Source organism: Delftia sp. WSY_10 (assembly GCF_043104705.1).
Lineage (GTDB): Bacteria > Pseudomonadota > Gammaproteobacteria > Burkholderiales > Burkholderiaceae_C > Comamonas > Comamonas tsuruhatensis.
This window is the reverse complement of sequence record NZ_JBICKY010000047.1, coordinates 1-20,055: the sequence shown is the minus strand read 5'-3', so window position 1 is coordinate 20,055 and position 20,055 is coordinate 1. Positions and strand designations below refer to the sequence as shown.

The window sequence follows — 20,055 nt, the reverse complement described above, 5'->3', positions numbered from 1 at the left end:
GTTCTGGGGCGGGTTTCCGGGCCTGTGTGGAAAGGCCCGGGGCATCGGCGCATTCTGACGCATGGCCCCGGCCGCTGGCAATGCAGCCAGCGGGGCGGGGCTTCCCCGCGAAGGGCAAGCGGCAAAGCGTGCCCGCGAGGGCCGGCCTTCTAGAAGTCCAGAAGGCTGAAGCCCACGCTGAGCACGGTGCGCTTGTAGTTGTAATCGATCAGGCTGTCACCGTATCCGCTGAAAAGCTGGACATGCAGGCGCAAATTGCTCTTGCCACCGTTCCATCCTTCGCCTAGGGTGCGCAGCCATTCGACGCGGCCGGAGCCGCGGCCCTGGCCCAGCGAGCCGCGCGCAGTGAAGCCCAGATAGTTCTGCGCATTGACGTTCCAGCCCAGTTTCACCTCGCCCCGGCCTATGTAGTCCTGGATGCGCGGGTTGTCGTCGTGCTCGGCGCTTTCGCGGATGCGCTGCCAGGCCTTGGCGTGCAGCTGCCAGCGGTTGTCCAGCTCGAAGCCGGTCATCAGATACCAGCGGTTCCAACTGCGCGACAGCGGATCGCTCTGGCCGTTGGACTGGTGCACCAGTCCCACGCCGCTGTAGCGCCAGCGCCAGCCGAAGGGCAGCCGGGCATCGGTGGGGTAGACGTAGAAGATCTCGGGCTCGTGGTCCGTGTTGCGGAAGGGCCGCGAGATGGCGGGGCTGAACAGCTGCCAATACGACTGCTGGGTGTAGCCGACCCACAGCGAGTCCTTGCCCGCCGAGGTGCTGCCGGTCAGCAGGCCCTGGGCGACCTTGGTGCGCACGGATAGCTGCACGCGCATTTCCTCGGTCTTGTAGGGCTGCGACTGCGCGGGGTCCTTGCCGGGCGTGGTGGGCTGCCGGTTGACATGGTCGGCCGTCACCACGGACACGGACATGGGCCGGTAGCCGCGGAAGCTGAAGGTGCCGCAGTCGCTGCCCGGTTCCAGCTCGTAGTAGCGCGACAGCTCGCTGTAGCGCGGGTCGCGGCAGCCGCCGTTGGTGGGGGTGGTGGGCAGCGCCAGGCCCTGGCCGCTGTCGGCCGTCACCACGGGGGCGGGCGTGGGCAGGGCGCCAGGATCGGCTGCGGCGCTGGCGGCCGGAGCACTCCAGCCGGTGGCCGGCGGCGCGGTCAGCGGTTGCTGCTGCTGTGCCCAGGTGTCGAAGCAGGCCAGGCGAGACTGGTTGTCCGTGGTGGCGGCGCACTGGCGCCAGGCGTCCTCGGACAGGGGGCGGGGCGCTGTCTGCGCCTGGGCGCCGAGCCAGGGCGTGGCGCCCAGGCCCATGGCCAGGGCCCACTGCAGGGGTGTCGGCGTGCGGCTTGGGCGCTTGCGGCGATCCAGGTGTGGAGGATTCGTCATGGCAGGGGTCCGGTGATGGAAGGAGCGAAGAGTAAGGGGTAATGAGTGAAGAGGCAGCAGGGGGCTCGTGTGCAGGCTCGGGGGCCGGTCAGGGCGCGAGCTTGCGCAGCACGAAGGGCCGGGGCGCGGCATCCTCGCCTTCGAGGTAGTTGCCGCGGATCTCGCGGGCGCAGCTGCCTTCGACGACATCGCCCAGCCAGGTGGCGGTGATGCGCTTGCCGTCGGCGCTTTCTTCCAGCGTGATGTGGTCATCGGCCACGTCGCCGACCATGGGCCGGGTGTCTGCGCCGCGCGCGATCGTGCCCTTGACGTTGCCCTTCCACTGGGGGTGCGGTCCCAGCTGCAGGCGCACGGGCTGGGCCTGGCCTTCGACCGTGCCGGTCCATTCGCCCTGCAGCTGGCTGTCCTTCATTTCCTCGCCCTCGGGGCATGAGAGAGGGGGCTGTGCGGAGGCTGTGCGGGCGGCCTTGGGTGCGGCCTTGGCCTGGGCGGTGGGCTGTGCGGTGGGCTGCAAGGCGGTGCTGGAGCAGGCGGCGGTCACGGCCACCAGCGCCAGGCTGAGAACGGGGCGGTAAAAACGCATGCGGTGTCTTTCGGGGAATCAGGAGTCGGCGGGCGTGGACTGCTGCGCCTTGAGCGCGAACTCGGCTCGCAGCTGGCGCAGCTTCTCGCGCGGGTCTTCGCGCGAGGTGGCGGCGTCCAGGCCCATTTCCTTGATGAAGCGGCTGGGCAGGGTGGAGACCATCTCGCGGCCCTTCTTGCGGCGCTTGGTCCAGCTCACGGCCAGCGATCGCCGGGCGCGCGTGATGCCCACGTACATGAGGCGGCGCTCTTCCTGCAGGCGCTGGGCGGTCTCGTCGCTGACCTTTTGCTGGCGGCCATCGTCGTCGTCGAGCTTGAAGGGCAGCATGCCCTCGGTCACGCCGACCAGCATCACATGCGGCCATTCCAGGCCCTTGGAGGCGTGCAGCGTGGACAGGATGACCATGTCCTGCTCCTTCTCGCGCTCGCTGATGGTGGACAGCAGGGCGATGTTGCGCGCCACCTCCAGCAGGCTCTTGACCTCGGTGTGCGTGGTCGTTCCCGCCGCATCCTCGATCTGGCCGCCGGCGCGCTGGGCCATCCAGTCGCAGAACTCCAGCACGTTGCTCCATCGCGCGGCGGCCACCGATTCGCTGTCCTCGCTGTCGTAGAGGTACTGCTCGTAGCCGATCTCCTTGAGCCAGTCGAGCATGAAGCCGCGCGACTGCTCGGCGCCCAGCGTGTGGCGGGCGCGGTATTCGAGGTCGTTGATGTAGCGGCCGAACTCCAGCAGGCTGTCATGCGCCTTCTTGGGCAGGGCCGCTTCCAGCATGTGCGCGAACAGGGCGCCGAACATGCTGAGCTTGTGCTGCGAGGAAAACTCGCCCAGCTTGCCCAGCGTGGTGTGGCCTATGCCGCGCTTGGGCGTGCCGATGGCGCGCAGGAAGGCGGGGTCGTCGTCGTTGTTGATCCACAGCCGGAACCAGGCGCACAGGTCCTTGATCTCGGCGCGGTCGAAGAAGCTGGTGCCGCCCGAGACCTTGTAGGGAATGTTGGCCTTGCGCAAGGCCTTCTCGAAGGGCTTGGCCTGGTGGTTGGCGCGGTAGAGGATGGCGAAATCCTTCCAGTCCGGCGGCGGGTTGCTGGCCGCGCGCAGGCTCTGGATGCGGGCCACGGCGCGCTCGGCCTCGTGCTCCTCGGTGTCGCAGTCCACGATGCGCACGGGCTCGCCTTCGCCCAGCTCCGAGAACAGCGTCTTCGGATAGAGCTTGGGGTTGGGCTGGATCACGTTGTTGGCCGCACGCAGGATGGCCGAGGTGGAGCGGTAGTTCTGCTCCAGCTTGATCACCTTGAGCTGCGGGAACTCCACCGGCAGCTTCTTGAGGTTGTCCAGCGTGGCGCCGCGCCAGCCGTAGATGCTCTGGTCGTCGTCGCCCACGGCCGTGAAGTGGGCCCGGCTGCCCACCAGCAGCTTGAGCAGCTCGTACTGCGTGGCGTTGGTGTCCTGGTATTCGTCCACCAGCACATGGCCCAGCAGGCGCTGCCATTTCTCGCGCACCTCGGCGTGGTTCTTGAGCAGGCGCATGGGCATGCCGATCAGGTCGTCGAAGTCCACGCTCTGGTAGGCGGTCAGGCGCTCTTCGTAGCGCTGCATGATCAGCGCCGTGCTGCGTTCGTTGTCGTCCTGGGCCATGGCCAGGGCCTTGCGGCTGTCCCAGCCGGCGTTCTTCCAGTTGCTGATGGTCCATTGCCACTGGCGCGCCGTGGCCAGGTCGGTGGTGCCGCCCGAGCAGTCCTTGAGGATGCCCGTCACGTCGTCGGCATCCAGGATGCTGAACTGGGGCTTGAGGCCCAGCACATGGCCGTCCTCGCGCACCATGCGCACGCCCAGGGCGTGGAAGGTGCAGACCAGCACATCCTTGGCCTGTCGGCCGATGAGGCCGGCTGCGCGCTCGCGCATTTCGGCCGCTGCCTTGTTGGTGAAGGTGATGGCAGCGATGCGCCGTGGCGCCATGCCCGTCTCGATCAGGCGTCCGATCTTGTGCGTGATCACGCGTGTCTTGCCCGAGCCCGCGCCGGCCAGGACCAGGCAGGGGCCTTCGGTGTAGTGGACGGCCTGGAGCTGGGCCAGATTGAGTCCTGCGGACATGGGTGCGTTGCGCGGGGAAAGGCGTGAAAGTGAGGGAAGCGGGAGCATACCGCTTCGGGGCTCGGGGCCGTCCGGGCAGGTGTAAGCACCCTTGGAATTCGGCGACAAATCTCGCGACCCGCGGGGAGCTGTCTGTGGCTGTACAGCCACCGATAGAAAAGTTCACATTGATGGGTGTGATCGTTGAGCGAAAACTATCGAAAATATCAGTGCTCGCCTATATTTGCTCCAGGCGACCTCGATCTGTTCATTTCCCGCTGCTATCCGGGGAGGCGTTGAAGTTGGCTCGCACTACCGATGAGATTGGCCTGGCTGCCGAGCTGTGGTCGCCGCTGCTCAAGCAGCGTTTTGAGACATTGTTTGCCGTGGCGTCCCGCAAGTCGCTGCGCGGCTGGCGGCAGGTGCCCCTGGTCAGCGCCCAGGTGCTGGTGGTGGACGGCAGCCTGCCCGTGCCCGAGGCGGCCGGATGGCTGCCTTGCGTGGTCTATGTGGGCGGTGTGCCCCAGGGGCAGCACCTGGAACGCACGCCCCAGCGCCTGGCCACCTATCTGGATCTGGATTTCACGCTCTCCGACCTGATCGACATGCTGGACCGGGCCGCCGTCTTTCTCATGGACTGGACGGTGCGCCAGCAGGTGGCGTCCTCGCAGACCCTGGTGCGCGCCCTGGATGACCTTCGGCAGCAGGCTGAGGGCTGCCGCTATCAATTCCGGCTCAAGGCCTGGGTGGCGCTGCCCGCGCCCTGGAACAGTGCCGAATCCCTGCGGGCCCTGGCCATGCTGTGCCGTGGCCCGATGGATGTGGCCACACTGTGCGAGCACAGCGGCATGGCGCCTGCCGCCGTGGCCGAGCTGCTGCGCCACCCCCGGCTGCGCGGCACGCTCGATTGCAGCCTGAGGCCGGCCCGTGCGGACGATCCAATGCCGCTGGGCGGCCACCGCGCGCAGGCGCACGGGGCTGCCACTGCCGTGGCGCCAGGCCTGTCGCGCCAGTGGGTGCAGCGGCTGACCGGCTGGATACGCCGCGGAGGGCAGGCATGAGCATGTGGATGAGCGACCAGCCCGGTGCGGGACTGGTGCGGGTGAGCCTGATCGGCCCCATGGGCATCGGCAAGACCACGGCGCTGCGCAGCCTGTGCGGAGCGCTGATGGCCGCAACGGATGTGCCCAATCTCGACCGGGCCGCCCATTCCAAGGAGTTCACCACCGTGGGCGCGGAGTTCGGCGAGATCGATCTGGGCGAAGGAATGCGGCTGCAGCTGGTGGGCAGCCCGGGCCAGGACCGCTTCGACTTCGTGCGCCGCTGGGTGCTCAATGCTTCGGTGGGCGTGCTGCTGATGGTGGATGTGGGCGATGCCTCGGCGCCGGACTATGCCGCGCAGCTCCTGTCCGAGATCGCCACCCTGGAGGTCGAACCCCAGGTGCTTCTGCTCAGTTGCCGTGACGCCAGCGAACAACAGCAGGAGGCGTTCAGCACCGCTTTGGCCGATCGAGGTCGCGGTATAGTGCCTGTCATCCAGGCGGACCCCCGTGACCGGCAGCAGTTGCTGGATGCGCTGGGGGTGCTCGTTTCCTTGCTTTCCTTGCAAAGTCAGGCATGAAGACACCAACGCATCCCCAGATTTCCTCCACCGTGATCGAAGCTGGCCAAGTTGCACTCAATCGCGTGGTGGCGCCTCTCGAGGGCGTGCATATCGCCTTGCTGTGCACGCCCGATGGTTTCGAGATCACGGCCCTGCGGGTCAAGAGCGAGCTGCCGACGGAGCGCCTGTCTGCCATGGCGGGCTCGCTGATGGCCATGGCAAAGGCCGTGGCCGCCGAGATAGGCCACAAGTCCTGCCACCGCCTGACCTTCGAGACCGAACTGGGTACCGTCCTTTTCCAGGCCGTCGGCGGCAGCCACCCGGCCATCCTGTGCATGGTGGTCGATCAAAGCGCCCTGCTGGGACGTGCGCTGTGGGCCGCGGGCGAAGTGGCCGGCGATCTGTCCCGTCTCTGACCCCCGTATCCGATTCAAGAGTTTTCTCCCCCGAGGAGCGGGCGCGATGAGTCCATCGCATCGCCTGCCCTTGCTATTTGAAAGAGGTGGCATATGGCTTCGATACATGATTCTCTGAACGGCCTGCTGGGCATCGATGGCGCCCTGTGCGCAGCCCTGGTGGACAGCACCAGCGGCATGCTGATGGGCAGCGCGGGCTCCGGCCTTGACATGGAGCTGGCCGCCGCCGGCAACACGGAGGTGGTGCGCGCCAAGCTCAAGACCATGCGCATGCTCAAGCTGGACGATGCCATCGACGACATCCTGATCACCCTGACCCACCAGTACCACGTCATCCGGCCCGTGGCCGCCCATGAAGGCGTGTTCTTCTACCTGGTGCTGGACAAGAGCCGCTCCAACCTGGCGCTGGCCCGCCGCAAGGTGCAGGAGATCGAAAAGGACTTGGCACTCTGAGAGCGCCCGCGCTCTTGCCGCCAGACCTGCCGGAGACGGATTCCGGCAGGTTTTTTTTCGCCCGCCGTCACCGGTGCGCCACGGGCGCGCAGCGTACGCGCCGGCTTGCTGCCAGAATCGCCGCGTGCTGTCCGTCCTGCTGATCACCTTCCCCTTCTTTGCTCTCGTGGCCTGCGGCTTCGCAGCCACCTGGCGTGGCGTGCTGCCGCAGGCGGCGATACCGGGGCTCAACGCCTTCGTGCTGTATTTCGCGCTGCCCTGCATGCTGTTTCGCTTTGGCGCGCAGACGCCGATCGCGCAACTGCTGGATGTGGGCGTCTCCGTGGTCTACCTGCTGTGCGCGCTGCTGATGGTGGGCGCCACCGTGGCGCTGACCGTGCGGCGCGTGGGCTGGAACGATGCGGCCTTTGGCGCGCTGGTGGCGGCCTTTCCCAACACCGGCTTCATGGGCGTGCCCATGCTGGTGGCGCTGCTGGGTGAGCGTGCGGCGGGCCCGGTCATCGTCACCATGGCCATCGACATGGTGGTGACCACCTCGCTGTGCATTGCGCTGTCGCGCCTCGGAATGCCGGGCGGGCACGGTGTGACGGTGGCATTGCGCCGCGCGCTGGCGGGCATGGCCTCCAACCCCATGCCCTGGTCCATCGTGCTGGGCGCAGTGGCGTCGGCTGCGGGCTGGACGCTGCCCGGCCCCATCGACCGCACCGTGGCCATGCTGGCGGGCGCGGCCTCGCCCGTGGCGCTGTTCACCATAGGCGCCGTGCTGGCGCGCTCGCAGATGAACAGCCATGAGCGCGTGGCCGCGCGCGACTACGTGCCCATCGCGCTGGCCAAGCTGCTGGTCCATCCGTTGCTGGTCTGGGCCGTGGCCCGCGCAGCCATGGCGCTGGGCCTGCCGCTGGGTGAGGAGGCCTTCGTGGCCCTGGTGCTGCTGGCCGCACTGCCCAGCGCCAGCAATGTCTCGCTGCTGACCGAGCGCTTCGGTGCGCATGGTGGGCGGGTGGCCCGCATCATCCTGGTGTCCACGGTGCTGGCCTTCCTGAGTTTCTCGGGTGCCGTGGCGTTGATGACCTGAGCAGGTCCGAGCGGCAGGCCTGGGCAGGCCCGGTCAGTCCAGGCCTGTCGGCAGGCTGGCGCTCTCTACAATCGCGCCCATGTTTTTTCACCACCTCGACGGGATTGCATGAAACCCTCCCCCTCTGTCCCGGCCGGCGCCCCCACGGGCGCGGGCCTGCTCTGGATGGTGACGCTGGCCTGCCTGCTCTGGGCCCTGGTGTCCTGGCTGGCCAATGGCAATCTGGACGGCTACCACGACATGCTGGAGAACTATGCCTGGTCCCAGCCGCTGCAGCTGGGAACGCACAAGCACCCGCCGTTCTTCGCCTGGGTGGTCGGCCTGTGGTTCATGGTGTTTCCGCAGAACGACGCCTTCTACCGCCTGCTGTCCTATGCCAATGTGGGCGTGGGCCTGTGGGGTGTCTATGTGCTGGGCCGGCGCCTGGGGCTGGCGCGCCTGGCGCCGCTGGGGGCGCTGCTGCTGCTGTGGTGCTTCCCGTATACGACGCTGGCCGGCAAGTTCAACGCCAACAGCCAGCTGCTGTCCCTGTGGCCCTGGGCGGCGGCCCTGCTGCTGGCCAGCTGGCAGGAAAACGGTGTGCGGGGCCTGACCTTCAGCGTGGCCCTGGGCGTGGTCTCGGCCGCCTGCATGCTCAGCAAGTACTACAGCGGCGTGTTCCTGGCCGGTTTTCTGCTGCCCATCCTCCTGGTGCGCGAAGGTCGCCAGTGGCTGCTCACTTCCAGGCCCTATGTGGCGCTGGCAGCCTTTGGCCTGGCGCTGGCGCCGCATGTGGCCTGGATTGCCCACCACCAGTGGGTGACGCTGGGCTATGCCATGGACCAGGGCGGCGGGCAGGTGGTGTGGGGCTATGTGCTGCGCTTTGCGCTGGCGCCCATCTTCTACTGGCTGCCGGCCTGGCTGGCCGTGTGCCTGGTGTATGGCTTCATGCAGGCCCGCCAGCAAGGCGGTGGCTGGCTGCGCTGGAGCGCGCGCTTTCTGCGCCGCAGCTGGGCCTGGCAGGGGCGGGGCGACACCTTGTTCTGGCTGGCCCTCATGCCCTGGCTGACGACGCTGGGCTTTGGCGCCACCGGCGTGGTGGAGCTGTCGACGCCCTGGGCCATTCCCATCGGCTATGCCTTCGTGCTGCTGTGGCTGCGCAACCTGGACGCCGAGGCGCCTGCCGCGACGCAGGCCGCCCTGGCCGCGCTGCGCCGCGCCTGGTGGCCGAGCCTGGCCGTGGTGCTGGTGATTGGCGTGGCCGCGGGTTGGGGCAATGCGCGAAAGAGCAGCTCCGACTACTACCGGCCCGCGGCCGATGCGGCCCAGGCCATCGTGCTGTCCTGGAACCAGCGCCACCCGGAGCAGCCGCTGCAGTGGGTGGGCGGCGACTGGGCGGAAAACGCCATGCTCTCCTTCTATGCACAGCCGCATCTGCGCACCATCCCCGGCCTGCCCGACAGCGAATATGCGCGTGTGCTGGCGCTGCCGGACTGGCGCCGCCAGCCCGGCCTGCTGCTGTGCCCGCGCGGCCCCGTGGCCGGCGAGCCCGGGCCGACCGCGAAATCGCGCGATTGCGAGCGGCAGGCGCAGGCCTGGCTGGCGAAGCTGGGCCTGCCGCAGGAGCCGCGTGTGCTCACGCTGCAACGCTCGGGCTGGCGTTTTCCTGTGCCCACACCTTATGCGTATGCGGTTTTTGATGTGTTGCCGCGCGCGGGCAGCCAGCCCGCTGACAATGCTGGCCTATGACCGAATTGCATGCTGACATTGCTCCGGCCGCTCCCAAGGGAATGCTGCCGCGCGCGCCGCTGCGGCTGAGCTGCGTGGTGCCGGCCCACAATGAAGAGGGCAACCTGGAGGCGTTCCTGCGCGCCCTGGACGCGATGGTGCGCACGCTGACGCCCGACTACGAGCTGATCGTCGTCAACGATGGCAGCCGTGACGCCACGCACGAGATCGCGCTGCGCATGGCGCAGGAGCTGCCCGTGCGCTACCTGGCGCTGTCTCGCAACTTCGGCAAGGAGGCGGCCCTGTCGGCCGGAATAGACCATGCGCGCGGCAATGCCGTGGTGCTGATCGATGCCGACTTCCAGCATCCGCTGCAGATGCTGCCCCAGATGTGCGAGCTGTGGCAGTCCGGCTACGACATGGTCTATGGCGTGATCGCCGACCGGGGCGCCGAAAGCGGCGCCAAGCGGGTGGGCACCAACCTGTTCTACCGGCTCATGAATGCCGGCAACCTGGTGAAGATCCCGCCCAATGCCGGCGACTTCCGCTGGCTGGACCGCTGCGTGGCCGACGCGCTCAAGGCCCTGCCCGAGAGCCACCGGTTCATGAAGGGCCTGTACGCCTGGGTGGGCTTCAAGGCGGCGGCACTGCCGTTCGTGCCGGCCGACCGCACGGCCGGGGCGTCCAGCTTCAATTTCCGGCGCCTGGGCTCGCTGGCCCTGCTGGGGCTGACCTCGTTCACCACCTTGCCGCTGCGCGTGTGGAGCATCGTGGGCGGGATGATCTCGCTGGCGGCCCTGCTCTACGGGCTGTGGATCACCATGGAGACGCTGATCTTCGGCAACCCGCTGGACGGCTGGCCTACGCTGGCGGCCAGCATCATGCTGTTCTCGGGCGTGCAGCTGATGTCCATCGGCATCCTGGGCGAGTACATCGGCCGGATCTATGACGAGGTCAAGCGCCGCCCCACCTATCTGCTGGCGCGCGACGAGGACCGCAGCCCGCTGGCGCCGCGGGAGTAGCCATGCACGATGTGATCGCGCAGCTGCGCCGCCTGCCGCAGGCGCTGCAGTTCGTGCTGGTGGGCGGCTGCGCGGCCGCCACGCACCTGGCCGTGGTCGCCCTGCTGGTGCAACGGGTGGGCATGGCGCCGCTGCATGCCAACGTGCTGGCCTTTCTCGTGGCCTTCGTGGTCAGCTACAACGGCCATGCGCTGTTCACCTTCGTGCAGGCCGGGGCGCAAGGCTGGGCCGTGGCCGGCAAGTACTTCGCCGTCGCCTGCGCCTCCTTCGTGGCCAACGAGCTGCTGTACTGGGTGGCCCTGCACTGGCTGCACTGGCACTACTTCTGGAGCCTGGCCCTGGTGCTGGTGCTGGTGGCGGTGGGCACCTTCGTCCTGGCCAAGTTCTGGGCCTTTGCGGCCCCCGGCCGCAAGGAATCCTCATGAACACCGTACCTGCCAGAAACAACGGGGAGAAGGCCTCGGCCAGAACCGTCGTCCTGTGCGCCGACGACTATGCGCTGCACCCCCTGGTCGACGAGGCCGTGGAGCAGCTCACGCTGCAGGGCCGGCTGTCGGCCACCAGCTGCATGACCACCTCGCCGCACTGGAGGCAGGCGGCCAGGCGCCTGCCCGCGCTGCGCCCGCGCCTGTCGCTGGGCCTGCACTTCAACCTGACCGAGGGCCACGGCCTGCAGCCTGCCGCCGGCATCGGTGCCGTGATCGCGCGCGCCTATGCCGGCGCACTCGGCGGCGGCGCCATGCGCGACGCCTGGCGCCGCCAGCTCGACGCCTTCGAGGACGCGCTGGGCATGGCCCCCGACTTCATCGACGGCCACCAGCACGTGCACCAGCTGCCCGGCGTGCGCGCCGCGCTGGTGCAGGAATTGCGCCAGCGCTATGGCGACAACGCCGACGACCTGCCCTGGGTCCGCTCCACCACCCCGGCCGGCCAGCTCTGGCGCGACCCCAAGGCCGCCATCATCGCCCTGCTGGGCGGCTGGACCACCACCCGCCGCCTGCGCCGCCAGGGCGTGCCGCTCAACCACGGCTTCGGCGGCGTCTACGCCTTCGACCAGCCCACGCCCGAAGGCTATGGCCGCCACATGGCCCAATGGCTGGCCCAGCTGCAGCCCGGCAGCCTCATGATGTGCCACCCCGCCACCGCCCCCGTCCAGGGCGACGCCATAGGCGCCCAGCGCGCCGTCGAATACGCCTACCTGCGCTCCGACGCCTTCGCCCAGGCCCTCGAACAGGCGCACTGCCACATCGCCCAAGGCCCCCTGACCCCGCTGTTCACAACGAACTAAGAAGCAGCAATAGAAAAGGCCCGGCCAAAAATGGACCGGGCCATGTGGGCGCAGCGCAAAAAACCGACGAGGCCCAAAGCAAGGGACAGCAAGCAAGGGCCGCCCCGCAGCGAGGCTGTCGTCCCCCTCCCCCGCGAAGCGGGTAGAGAGGCGCCGTGCCACGGGGGGAAGGCGCGCCAGCGCCTCAGGGGGTGCTATCAGTACTCCCAGAAGATGCGCTGCAGCTGCTTCGTGTCCTGCGTCTTGGTCAGGGCCACGGCGGCCAGCAGGCGGGCCTTCTGCGGGTTCAGGTCATGGGCGACGACCCAGTCGTACTTGTCGTCGGGCTGCTCGGCGTTGCGCAGCACGAAGCCGGCCGGCACGCGCGAGCTGCGCACCACGATCACGCCCTTTTGGCGCAGTTCATTGAGCTTGGGCACGATGCGGTCGGCCACCGAGCCGTTGCCCGTGCCGGCGTGCACGATGGCCTTGACGCCGGCCTTGCCCAGCGCGTCGATGGCCGTGGCCGGCACGTTGCCGTAGCCGTAGACGATGTCCACGGCGGGCAGGTCGGTGATCTGCTCGATGTTGAACTCGCTGCCCCTGGTGTGGCGCTTGACGGGGGCGCGGAACCAGTAGGTCTTGCCCTCGACCACCATGCCCAGCGGGCCCCACTGGCTGGCGAAGGCATTGGTCTTGATGTTGGTGAGCTTGGCGACATCGCGCGCGGAGTCGATGTTGTCGTTCATGCTGACCAGCACGCCCTTGCCCGCCGAGTCCTTGGACGCGGCCGTGGCCACGGCGCCCAGCAGGTTCAGCGCGCCGTCGGCCGAGATGGCCGTGCCGGGGCGCATGGAGCCGACCATGACGATGGGCTTGTCGGTGGGCACCACCAGGTTCAGGAAGTAGCCGGTTTCCTCCAGCGTGTCCGTGCCGTGGGTGACGACGATGCCGTCCACGCCGGGCTGCTTGGCCAGCTCGTTGACGCGGCGGGCCAGCGTCAGCAGTTCCTTGTTGGTGAAGCTCTCGGATGCGATCTGGAAGACCTGCTCGCCGGACACGTTGGCGATGTTGCTCAGCTCGGGCAGGCCGGCCAGCAGCTTGTCCACGGGCACCTTGGCGGCCGTGTAGGTGGCGCTGTTGACGGCGCTGGCGCCCGCGCCGGCAATGGTGCCGCCCGTGGCCAGGACGACCACGTTGGGCTTGCCGGCCTGTGCGGTGGGAGCGGGTGCAGGGGCGGTCGCCGTGGCGGGCGCTGCGGCTGCGGGGGCCTGGCTGGCGCCGGGCTGGGACGCGCAGCCTGCCAGCGCAAGCGCGACGGCCATCAAGGTCATACGGAAGGGGGTGAACGGCATGTATCGCTCCTGGAAAGGCATTGAATGATCCAGCCTTGTGGGCTGAATGCGGCACGATGCAATAAACATGCCCCGCCTGCATCAGCGCAAATCCCGATGGGAGCCGTGCAGCGAATGCGCTAAAAGCGCTTCCGAAAAAGGAGCGGTGAACGCTTTGCGGGATTGCACCAAAGGCCTGAAAGGCTTGAGGTTTTTTGGGGCCGTTCCAGAGGCTGTGCCACGCTCAGATGGCCAGCGGGTCCACGTCCACCAGCCAGCGCACCAGGGCGCGGTGCCCGGGCTGTGCCCTGATCCAGTGCAGGTGCGTCTGCCAGGCCCAGAGAAAGCGCAACAGGGCGGGCCGCTGGGCCGACTCGATCAGCATCTGCGCGCGCTCCACATTGGCCACGCGCTGCACGGACATGGGAATGGGCGGGTAGAGAAAGACATCGTCCACATGGGGCAGGCCGGCCTGGCGGGCGGCCTCGGCCGCAGCGGCCAGGAAGGCCTGGGCGGCTTCCTGGGTGCGCGCATCGGCCCGCACGATGGCCTGGAAGGCAAACGGCGGCATGCCCGCATCGCGCCGCTCGCGCAGCTGGCGCGCCGCAAAGGCAGGGTAGTCGTGCGAGCGCAGCGCGGTGTAGACGGGATGGGACGGGTCATGCGTCTGTATCCACATCTCCGGATGGCTGCCCTGGGCGGCCACGTAGTGCGCGTCGCGCCCTGCGCGGCCGGCCGCCTGCATCAGCAGGCTGAACAGGCGTTCGGGCGCGCGGTAGTCGCTGGAAAACAGCGCGCTGTCGGGCTGCACGGCGGCCACCAGGGTGATGCGCCGGAAGTCATGGCCCTTGGCCACCATCTGGGTGCCGACCAGCACATCGATGTCGCCGGCATGCACCTGGGCCAGCTGCTCCTCCAGCGCGCCCTTGGCGCGCGTGGTGTCGGCGTCGATGCGCGCCACGCGGGCGGGCTCGCGGTCGGGGCGCTGCACATTGCGCAGCAGGCGGGCCAGTTCTTCCTCCAGCTGCTCCGTGCCCTTGCCCAGCGGCAGGATGTCGGGATTGCCGCAGCCGGGGCAGGCCATGGGCACGCGCTGGGTGTAGCCGCAGTGGTGGCAGCGCAGCGTGCGGTCGGCCTTGTGGAAGACCTGGTGGGCACTGCAGTGCGGGCAGTCGCTTTTCCAGCCGCAGTCGGCGCAGAACAGCACGGGCGCGAAGCCGCGGCGGTTGAGCAGCACCAGGCTTTGCTCGCCGCGCTGCACACGCTCGGTGATGGCATCGATCAACGGCGGCGAGAACACGGCCTTGCGCGGCTGCTGGCCCATGTCCACCAGGCGCACGCGCGGCAGGGCGGCCGCGCCGATGCGGCTGGGCATGTGCAGGCGCAGGTAGCGGCCGCCCTGCGGCTCGTCGGCATTGGGCGGGCGGCTGGCGTGCCAGCTCTCCAGCGAGGGCGTGGCGCTGCCCAGGATGACCTTGGCGCCGGTATCGCGCCCGCGCCAGATGGCCAGGTCGCGCGCCGAGTAGCGCGCGCCTTCCTGCTGCTTGTAGCTGGCGTCGTGCTCCTCGTCCACCACGATCAGCGACAGCCCCGGCAGGCTGGCGAACACCGACATGCGCGTGCCCAGCACGATGCGCGCCGTGCCCGTGTGTGCCGCCAGCCAGCTCTTGAGCCGCTGCGGGTTGGTCATGCCGCTGTGCATGCTGACCACGCAGGCCGCGCCGTACTGCGGCGCAAAGCGCGCCAGGAAGCGCTGCTCCAGCTGGGGCGTGAGATTGATCTCGGGCACCATCACCAGCACCTGGGCGCCGGGGTCGGCATCCAGCGCGGCCTGGGTGGTCCTCAGGTAGACCTCGGTCTTGCCGCTGCCCGTGCTGCCGTAGAGCAGGAAGGGGCCGGGGTGGGCGGCGATCTGCGTGAAGACGTCGGCCTGCTCGGCGCTGAGGACGATGGGGGGAATGTCTGCGGCGGCCGGGGCCGGTGCGAGCGCTGATGCAGGCGCAGCGCCAGGCGCCGGTTGCGCCTGTTCCGCCTTTGCAGCCTTGGCCGCTCTCTTCGCCGCGGCCTTGGTCGGCCTGAGCCGGCGCGCCAGTTGCTCGGCCGTCATGTCGCGCAGCTGCGGCGGCAGGGCCGTCACGGCGATCTCGCCCACGCTGCGCTGGTAGTAGTAGGCGGCGAAGGCCACCAGCCGCCGCCAGGCCGCCGGCAGCGGCGCGATGCCCTCCAGCACGGCGCAGATGGCGCGCAGCTCCACGCCTTCGGGCATGGCGGGCGGCTGGGCCGGCGCGTCCCAGACCACGCCCAGCAGTTCCCGGCGTCCCAGCGGCACGCGCACCAGGGTGCCGGGCTCCAGCGGCTGCTCGCAGGTGTAGCTCAGCAGATCACCCACGGCGCTGTGCGCCGGCGTCTGGACGGCGACATGGACGGTATGGGCGGGAAGGGGCATGGGAAGAAAGCGGGGCCTGAAAACGCTGGCGCCGCAGGGCACGAACAGCGGCAACAAAGCCGCCAAGCATAAGCCTTGGGCAGCGTCCGAGGCGTGGGAAGCGGCGTTCTACACCAGACATCCCGGGCAGTGGCTACGGGTTTCTGGGTATATCGCCAATTTCTGTGGATAACTTTGTGGGGATTATTCGGATCTATGGCCATCCCCCCATTTGTCTGACCTTTCCGAGTGGTGCATTCTGAAAACGGTGCTATCAAAAAAAATCTTCAAAAACAACGGCTTATATCGATATGTCGCCCGCGTTCAGGCGCGGGTGACAACTGTGAGTCCTAAGACCTCGCTCAGATTTTTCTGTGCATAAGATGGTCTGTGGCCATCTTGTGCAGCAAGCGCCGGCCGAGCGCGCGGACTGTGGACAGCGCGGCCCAGCCGGGCCGGTGGCTGTCACGGCAGGGGGCCGGCGCTGCGCTGGCATCCGGCCTTGCGGGTGATGAGGAGCAGGGCGGGCGCTCAGCGCTGGCGCATGGCGCGCGAATGGCCGTGGACGGCCTCGACCAGGGCGGCCACATGCTCGGGCGGCGTGAACTGGCTGATGCCGTGGCCCAGGTTGAAGATGTGCGTGGGGCCCGTGGTGGTCCTGTCGGTGTGCGGGGCGCCGAAGCTGTCGAGCACGGCGCGCGCCTGCTCGGCCACGCGCTCGGGCGGCGCGAACAGCACATTGGGGTCGATGTTGCCCTGCAGCGCCTTGCCGGGTCCGCCCACCTCGCCGCCGACGATGGCGCGGGCGCGGGCCAGGTTGGCCGTCCAGTCCAGGCCCAGCACCTCGCAGTCCAGGTCCTTCATGTCGGGCAGCCAGATGCCGCCGCCCTTGGTGAAGACGATGCGCGGCACGTCCTGCCCATCGACGCCCGTGCGCTTGAGTCCGGCCAGCACGCGCTTCGTGTAGGCCAGGCTGAATTCCTGGAAGGCGCCATCGGCCAGCACGCCGCCCCAGCTGTCGAACACCATCACGGCCTGGGCGCCCGCATCGATCTGGGCGTTGAGGTAGGCGGCCACGCTGTCGGCGTTGATGGCCAGGATGCGGTGCATCAGGTCGGGGCGCGCATACATCAGGCTCTTGACCAGGCGGTAGTCGTCGCTGCCCTTGCCCTCGACCATGTAGCAGGCCAGGGTCCAGGGACTGCCCGAGAAACCGATCAGCGGCACGCGGCCATCGAGCGCGCGGCGGATGCTGGTCACGGCATCGAACACATAGCGCAGCTTGTCCATGTCGGGCACGGCCAGCTCGGCCACGGCGGCCTCGTCGCGCACCACCTTGGCAAAGCGCGGGCCTTCGCCTTCGGCAAAGGACAGGCCCAGGCCCATGGCGTCGGGCACGGTCAGGATGTCGGAGAACAGGATGGCCGCGTCCAGCGGGAAGCGCTCCAGAGGCTGCAGCGTGACCTCGGTGGCGTAGTCCACGTTGGTGGCCAGGCCCATGAAGCTGCCTGCCCGGGCGCGCGTGGCCTTGTATTCGGGAAGGTAGCGGCCCGCCTGGCGCATCAGCCACAGCGGCGTGTAGTCGGTGGCCTGGCGCCGGCAGGCGCGCAGGAAGGTGTCGTTGGTCAGGGGGGCGAAGCTCATGGTGGGCGATTGTCGCCGAGTCGGCTTCGCCAGGTTGCCGCGATGCCCGAGCAGCGCAGGGCGTCTTGCCCCGGGTTAACCCTGGTCAATATCGGCGGCAACGGGCTTTTTGAGGCCGCTACATTGTGCGGCGTGCGTTCCGCACGGGAATCCGTCCATGCAAGGAGAGAGTTTGCGATGCAGCGAAGAACCCTGACCCAGATCCTGGCCCTGGCACCGGCTGTTTCGGCCGCCAGCTGGCTGGCTGGAAGTGCCACGGCGGCCGAGCCGCTGTTTCCGGGCAAGGCGCCGCTGCGCATCGTCGTGGGCTACCCGCCCGGTGGCGCCACCGACCGCGTGGCGCGCATCGTGGCCGACAAGCTGCAGGCGCGCGTGGGCTCGCCCGTGGTGGTGGAGAACAAGCCCGGCGCGGGCGGCCGTCTGTCGGCCCAGTATGTGAAGAACGCGCCGGCCTCCCAGCCCGCGCTGCTGCTGGCCAACCCGGCCGTGATGCTGGTGGCGCCCCTGGTGTTCCCCGACTCTGGCTACGACCCCGACAAGGACTTCCGCCCGGTCAGCGAGGTCAACCGCTACGAATTCGGCGTGGCCGTGGCCAGTGCCGTGCCCGTCAGGCAGCTGTCGCACCTGCTGGCCTGGCTGCGTGCCAATCCGCAGCAGGCCAACGTGGGCGTGCCGGCCACGGGCAGCCTGCCGCACTTCTTCTCGCTGATGCTGGGCGAGGCCGCCAAGGTCCGGACCGAAACCGTGGGCTACAAGGGCTCGGCCCCGCTGCTGACCGACCTGGTGGGCGGCCAGGTACCGCTGGCCATCGACACCTTCGACGTGCTGCTGCCCCAGCACGAGGCCGGCAAGATCCGCGTGCTGGCCGTGTCGGGCGAGCGCCGCAGCACCATGGCGCCGGACATCCCCACGCTCAAGGAATCGGGCCTGAACCTGTCGGGCATGGGCTGGAACACCTTGTTCGCGCCCCAGAGCATGGCGCCCGACATTGCCGAGCGCCTGTCGCGCATGGTGCAGGAGATCATGAAGGAGCCCGACACGCGCCAGAAATTCGAGGCCAGCCGGCTGACCCCGGTCTCCAGCAGCAGCGCGCAGACGGCCGAGATGCTCAAGGCCTACCGCGCCCAGTGGACGCCGGTGGTGCAGCGCTCGGGTTTCAAGCCCTGAACCTTCGACAAATCGGCCCGTGAGGGCCTTTTTTCATGGGGCCTAGGGTTTCCTCGGTGCCTGGGCGCTTGTCGTGGAAAGGGTCTGGCGACTAACATTTACCGACCATTCGGTAAATTATGTTTGATCTGCCGCATAAAGACGGCAGACAGGCCTCGGAGACTTCCATGCCCCCATCGCTGGTTCTGGTTGAGCAGCACGACGCCGTCCGCACCCTGGTGCTCAATCGCCCCGACGCGCTCAACAGCTTCAACGCGCAGCTGCACGAGCAGCTGCTTTCGGCCCTGGAACAGGCTGCCGTCGATGCCTCGGTGCGCTGCGTGGTGCTCACGGGCGCGGGGCGCGGCTTTTGCGCGGGCCAGGATCTCTCCGACCCCGAGGCCGCGCCCGACCAGAACCTGGGCGACCTGATCGAGCGCCGTTACCAGCCGCTGTGCCTGCGTCTCAAGTCCATGCCCGTGCCCGTGGTGGCCGCCGTCAATGGCGTGGCCGCAGGCGCGGGCGCCAATATCGCGCTGGCCTGCGACCTGGTGCTGGCCGCACGCTCGGCCAGCTTCATCCAGGCCTTTGCCAAGATCGGCCTGGTGCCCGACTGCGGCGGCACCTGGCTGCTGCCGCGCCTGGTGGGCCGTGCGCGCGCCCTGGGCCTTGCGCTGCTGGGCGACAAGCTGCCTGCGGCCGAGGCCGAACGCATGGGCCTGATCTGGCGCTGCGTGGAAGATGCCGATTTGCGCAGCGAGGCCCAGGCCCTGGCGCAGCGCCTGGCCGCCATGCCGGTGCGGGCCCTGGCGCGCACGCGGGAGGCCATGGACTCGGCCCAGCTGCTGGACTACGAACATGCGCTCACGCGCGAGGCGCGCCAGCAGGGCCAGCTGGGCGCAGCCCACGACTACCAGGAGGGCGTGGCCGCCTTCCTGGGCAAGCGGGCTGCCGTGTTCTCGGACCGCTGAGGAGCCCGCCATGCAAGACAACCACACCCCGGACGAGGCCGCCCAGCGACTGGCCGAGCAGGTGCGCGACGGCATGCTGGCGCGCGACCGCGCCGCGCAAGGACTGGGCCTGCGCATCACCGAGATCGCGCCCGGCACGGCGCGCATGGAGATGGCCGTGCGCGACGACATGCTCAATGGCTTCGACATCTGCCACGGCGGCTTCATCACGGCGCTGGCCGACACGGCCTTTGCCTATGCCTGCAATGCGCGCAACGAGATGACGGTGGCCTCGGGCCTGAGCGTGGACTTCGTCGCGCCCGGCCGGCCCGGCGACGTGCTCACGGCCCAGGCCCGCGAAGTCTCGCGCGCAGGCCGCACCGGCGTCTATGACGTGCAGGTCACCAACCAGCGCCAGGAAGTGATCGCGCTGTTCCGTGGCCGCTCGCACAGCTTCAAGGGCCGGCCCACCGTGCCCGGCCTGAACCAGCCCGTCTGAAAGGGCCCAGCCATGCCTGTCCAGCGCCCCGCCCCCGGCGAACTCGATCCCATCGAAACCGCCAGCCGCGACGAGATCGCCTCGTTGCAGCTGCAGCGCCTGCGCTGGTCGCTGCAGCATGCCTACGACAACGTGCCGCACTACCGCCGCGCCTTCGATGAGAAGGGCGTGCACCCCTCCGATCTGCGCACGCTGTCCGACCTGGCCCGCTTTCCCTTCACCACCAAGAAGGACCTGCGCGAGAACTATCCGTTCGGCATGTTCGCCGTGCCGCGCCAGAAGGTGGCGCGCGTGCATGCCTCCTCGGGCACCACGGGCAAGCCCACCGTGGTGGGCTACACGTTGAATGACATCGACAACTGGGCCAACCTGGTGGCGCGCTCCATCCGCGCGGCGGGCGGGCGGCCTGGCGACATGGTGCATGTGGCCTACGGCTACGGCCTGTTCACGGGAGGGCTGGGTGCGCACTACGGTGCCGAGCGCGCCGGCTGCAC

18 protein-coding genes and 1 pseudogene are annotated in these 20,055 nt (G+C 68.8%); 13 read left to right on the top strand and 6 right to left on the bottom strand.

Annotation, left to right across the window (positions count from 1 at the left end; genetic code table 11):
• Positions 1–149: 149 nt before the first annotated feature.
• The 3 genes from ACF8ML_RS18935 to ACF8ML_RS18925 form a co-directional block, all read right to left on the bottom strand.
• Positions 150–1,370 carry a phospholipase A gene (locus ACF8ML_RS18935; protein WP_016450369.1) on the bottom strand — a complete coding sequence of 407 codons (1,221 nt, stop codon included), beginning with the start codon at positions 1,368–1,370 and terminating at the stop codon, positions 150–152.
• 88 nt (positions 1,371–1,458) lie between these two features.
• Positions 1,459–1,953 carry a hypothetical protein gene (locus ACF8ML_RS18930; protein ID WP_047219273.1) on the bottom strand — a complete coding sequence of 165 codons (495 nt, stop codon included), beginning with the start codon at positions 1,951–1,953 and terminating at the stop codon, positions 1,459–1,461.
• An 18-nt stretch (positions 1,954–1,971) separates the two neighbouring features.
• Positions 1,972–4,041 (bottom strand): ATP-dependent helicase, encoded by a 2,070-nt coding sequence (locus ACF8ML_RS18925; RefSeq protein ID WP_016450371.1) that lies wholly within the window; start codon positions 4,039–4,041, stop codon positions 1,972–1,974.
• Between the two features lie 281 nt (positions 4,042–4,322).
• Between ACF8ML_RS18925 and ACF8ML_RS18920 the strand changes: the two genes are divergently transcribed.
• From ACF8ML_RS18920 to ACF8ML_RS18880, 9 genes are all read left to right on the top strand, one after another.
• Positions 4,323–5,081 carry a hypothetical protein gene (locus ACF8ML_RS18920; protein WP_160855436.1) on the top strand — a complete coding sequence of 253 codons (759 nt, stop codon included), beginning with the start codon at positions 4,323–4,325 and terminating at the stop codon, positions 5,079–5,081.
• Positions 5,078–5,641, top strand: coding sequence for an ATP/GTP-binding protein (locus ACF8ML_RS18915; RefSeq protein ID WP_016450373.1), 564 nt, complete (start codon positions 5,078–5,080; stop codon positions 5,639–5,641). The genes ACF8ML_RS18920 and ACF8ML_RS18915 overlap by 4 nt, the downstream gene beginning before the upstream one ends.
• A complete protein-coding gene (locus ACF8ML_RS18910; RefSeq protein ID WP_016450374.1) occupies positions 5,638–6,039 on the top strand; it encodes a hypothetical protein in 402 nt (133 codons plus the stop codon). The genes ACF8ML_RS18915 and ACF8ML_RS18910 overlap by 4 nt, the downstream gene beginning before the upstream one ends.
• Before the next feature lie 93 nt (positions 6,040–6,132).
• On the top strand, positions 6,133–6,492 hold the full coding sequence (locus tag ACF8ML_RS18905) for a hypothetical protein (RefSeq protein ID WP_016450375.1): 360 nt from the start codon (positions 6,133–6,135) through the stop codon (positions 6,490–6,492).
• A gap of 124 nt (positions 6,493–6,616) precedes the next feature.
• The gene (locus ACF8ML_RS18900; RefSeq protein WP_392407646.1) at positions 6,617–7,567 is read left to right on the top strand and encodes an AEC family transporter; all 951 of its coding nucleotides are present in this window, start codon (positions 6,617–6,619) and stop codon (positions 7,565–7,567) included.
• A gap of 108 nt (positions 7,568–7,675) precedes the next feature.
• Positions 7,676–9,295, top strand: coding sequence for a glycosyltransferase family 39 protein (locus ACF8ML_RS18895; protein ID WP_392407645.1), 1,620 nt, complete (start codon positions 7,676–7,678; stop codon positions 9,293–9,295).
• Positions 9,292–10,296 (top strand): glycosyltransferase family 2 protein, encoded by a 1,005-nt coding sequence (locus tag ACF8ML_RS18890; protein WP_016450378.1) that lies wholly within the window; start codon positions 9,292–9,294, stop codon positions 10,294–10,296. The genes ACF8ML_RS18895 and ACF8ML_RS18890 overlap by 4 nt, the downstream gene beginning before the upstream one ends.
• Positions 10,297–10,298: 2 nt before the next feature.
• Complete coding sequence (locus tag ACF8ML_RS18885; RefSeq protein WP_047327011.1) at positions 10,299–10,721, top strand: GtrA family protein; 423 nt, start codon at positions 10,299–10,301, stop codon at positions 10,719–10,721.
• Positions 10,718–11,584, top strand: coding sequence for a ChbG/HpnK family deacetylase (locus tag ACF8ML_RS18880; RefSeq protein ID WP_392407644.1), 867 nt, complete (start codon positions 10,718–10,720; stop codon positions 11,582–11,584). The genes ACF8ML_RS18885 and ACF8ML_RS18880 overlap by 4 nt, the downstream gene beginning before the upstream one ends.
• 197 nt (positions 11,585–11,781) lie before the next feature.
• Here ACF8ML_RS18880 and ACF8ML_RS18875 read toward each other — a convergent pair whose 3' ends face one another.
• The 3 genes from ACF8ML_RS18875 to hemE form a co-directional block, all read right to left on the bottom strand.
• Positions 11,782–12,918 carry an asparaginase gene (locus ACF8ML_RS18875; RefSeq protein ID WP_043824343.1) on the bottom strand — a complete coding sequence of 379 codons (1,137 nt, stop codon included), beginning with the start codon at positions 12,916–12,918 and terminating at the stop codon, positions 11,782–11,784.
• 223 nt (positions 12,919–13,141) lie between these two features.
• On the bottom strand, positions 13,142–15,343 hold the full coding sequence (gene priA, locus ACF8ML_RS18870) for a primosomal protein N' (protein ID WP_392407643.1): 2,202 nt from the start codon (positions 15,341–15,343) through the stop codon (positions 13,142–13,144).
• Between the two features lie 510 nt (positions 15,344–15,853).
• Positions 15,854–16,966: a uroporphyrinogen decarboxylase gene (hemE, locus tag ACF8ML_RS18865; RefSeq protein WP_016450383.1), complete on the bottom strand. Its 1,113-nt coding sequence runs from the start codon at positions 16,964–16,966 to the stop codon at positions 15,854–15,856.
• Positions 16,967–17,143: 177 nt separating this feature from the next.
• On the opposite strand from hemE, the gene ACF8ML_RS18860 reads away from it, so the two are divergent.
• From ACF8ML_RS18860 to ACF8ML_RS18845, 4 genes and pseudogenes are all read left to right on the top strand, one after another.
• Positions 17,144–18,133, top strand: a complete 990-nt coding sequence (locus tag ACF8ML_RS18860; protein WP_013800318.1) for a tripartite tricarboxylate transporter substrate-binding protein — start codon at positions 17,144–17,146, stop codon at positions 18,131–18,133.
• A gap of 167 nt (positions 18,134–18,300) precedes the next feature.
• A complete protein-coding gene (locus tag ACF8ML_RS18855) occupies positions 18,301–19,083 on the top strand; it encodes an enoyl-CoA hydratase-related protein (RefSeq protein WP_392407642.1) in 783 nt (260 codons plus the stop codon).
• A gap of 10 nt (positions 19,084–19,093) precedes the next feature.
• A complete protein-coding gene (gene paaI / locus ACF8ML_RS18850) occupies positions 19,094–19,561 on the top strand; it encodes a hydroxyphenylacetyl-CoA thioesterase PaaI (protein ID WP_203400321.1) in 468 nt (155 codons plus the stop codon).
• A 12-nt stretch (positions 19,562–19,573) separates the two neighbouring features.
• Positions 19,574–20,055: pseudogene (locus ACF8ML_RS18845) on the top strand (phenylacetate--CoA ligase); the annotation flags it as partial.

Excerpts from the sequence above, each read along its gene's own strand:
- ACF8ML_RS18935 (WP_016450369.1), bottom strand. The coding sequence starts at position 1,370 with ATGACGAATCCTCCACACCTGGATCGCCGCAAGCGCCCAAGCCGCACG.
- ACF8ML_RS18930 (WP_047219273.1), bottom strand. The coding sequence starts at position 1,953 with ATGCGTTTTTACCGCCCCGTTCTCAGCCTGGCGCTGGTGGCCGTGACC.
- ACF8ML_RS18925 (WP_016450371.1), bottom strand. The coding sequence starts at position 4,041 with ATGTCCGCAGGACTCAATCTGGCCCAGCTCCAGGCCGTCCACTACACC.
- ACF8ML_RS18915 (WP_016450373.1), top strand. The coding sequence starts at position 5,078 with ATGAGCATGTGGATGAGCGACCAGCCCGGTGCGGGACTGGTGCGGGTG.
- ACF8ML_RS18910 (WP_016450374.1), top strand. The coding sequence starts at position 5,638 with ATGAAGACACCAACGCATCCCCAGATTTCCTCCACCGTGATCGAAGCT.
- ACF8ML_RS18905 (WP_016450375.1), top strand. The coding sequence starts at position 6,133 with ATGGCTTCGATACATGATTCTCTGAACGGCCTGCTGGGCATCGATGGC.
- ACF8ML_RS18895 (WP_392407645.1), top strand. The coding sequence starts at position 7,676 with ATGAAACCCTCCCCCTCTGTCCCGGCCGGCGCCCCCACGGGCGCGGGC.
- ACF8ML_RS18890 (WP_016450378.1), top strand. The coding sequence starts at position 9,292 with ATGACCGAATTGCATGCTGACATTGCTCCGGCCGCTCCCAAGGGAATG.
- ACF8ML_RS18885 (WP_047327011.1), top strand. The coding sequence starts at position 10,299 with ATGCACGATGTGATCGCGCAGCTGCGCCGCCTGCCGCAGGCGCTGCAG.
- ACF8ML_RS18880 (WP_392407644.1), top strand. The coding sequence starts at position 10,718 with ATGAACACCGTACCTGCCAGAAACAACGGGGAGAAGGCCTCGGCCAGA.
- ACF8ML_RS18875 (WP_043824343.1), bottom strand. The coding sequence starts at position 12,918 with ATGCCGTTCACCCCCTTCCGTATGACCTTGATGGCCGTCGCGCTTGCG.
- priA (WP_392407643.1), bottom strand. The coding sequence starts at position 15,343 with ATGCCCCTTCCCGCCCATACCGTCCATGTCGCCGTCCAGACGCCGGCG.
- hemE (WP_016450383.1), bottom strand. The coding sequence starts at position 16,966 with ATGAGCTTCGCCCCCCTGACCAACGACACCTTCCTGCGCGCCTGCCGG.
- ACF8ML_RS18860 (WP_013800318.1), top strand. The coding sequence starts at position 17,144 with ATGCAGCGAAGAACCCTGACCCAGATCCTGGCCCTGGCACCGGCTGTT.
- ACF8ML_RS18855 (WP_392407642.1), top strand. The coding sequence starts at position 18,301 with ATGCCCCCATCGCTGGTTCTGGTTGAGCAGCACGACGCCGTCCGCACC.
- paaI (WP_203400321.1), top strand. The coding sequence starts at position 19,094 with ATGCAAGACAACCACACCCCGGACGAGGCCGCCCAGCGACTGGCCGAG.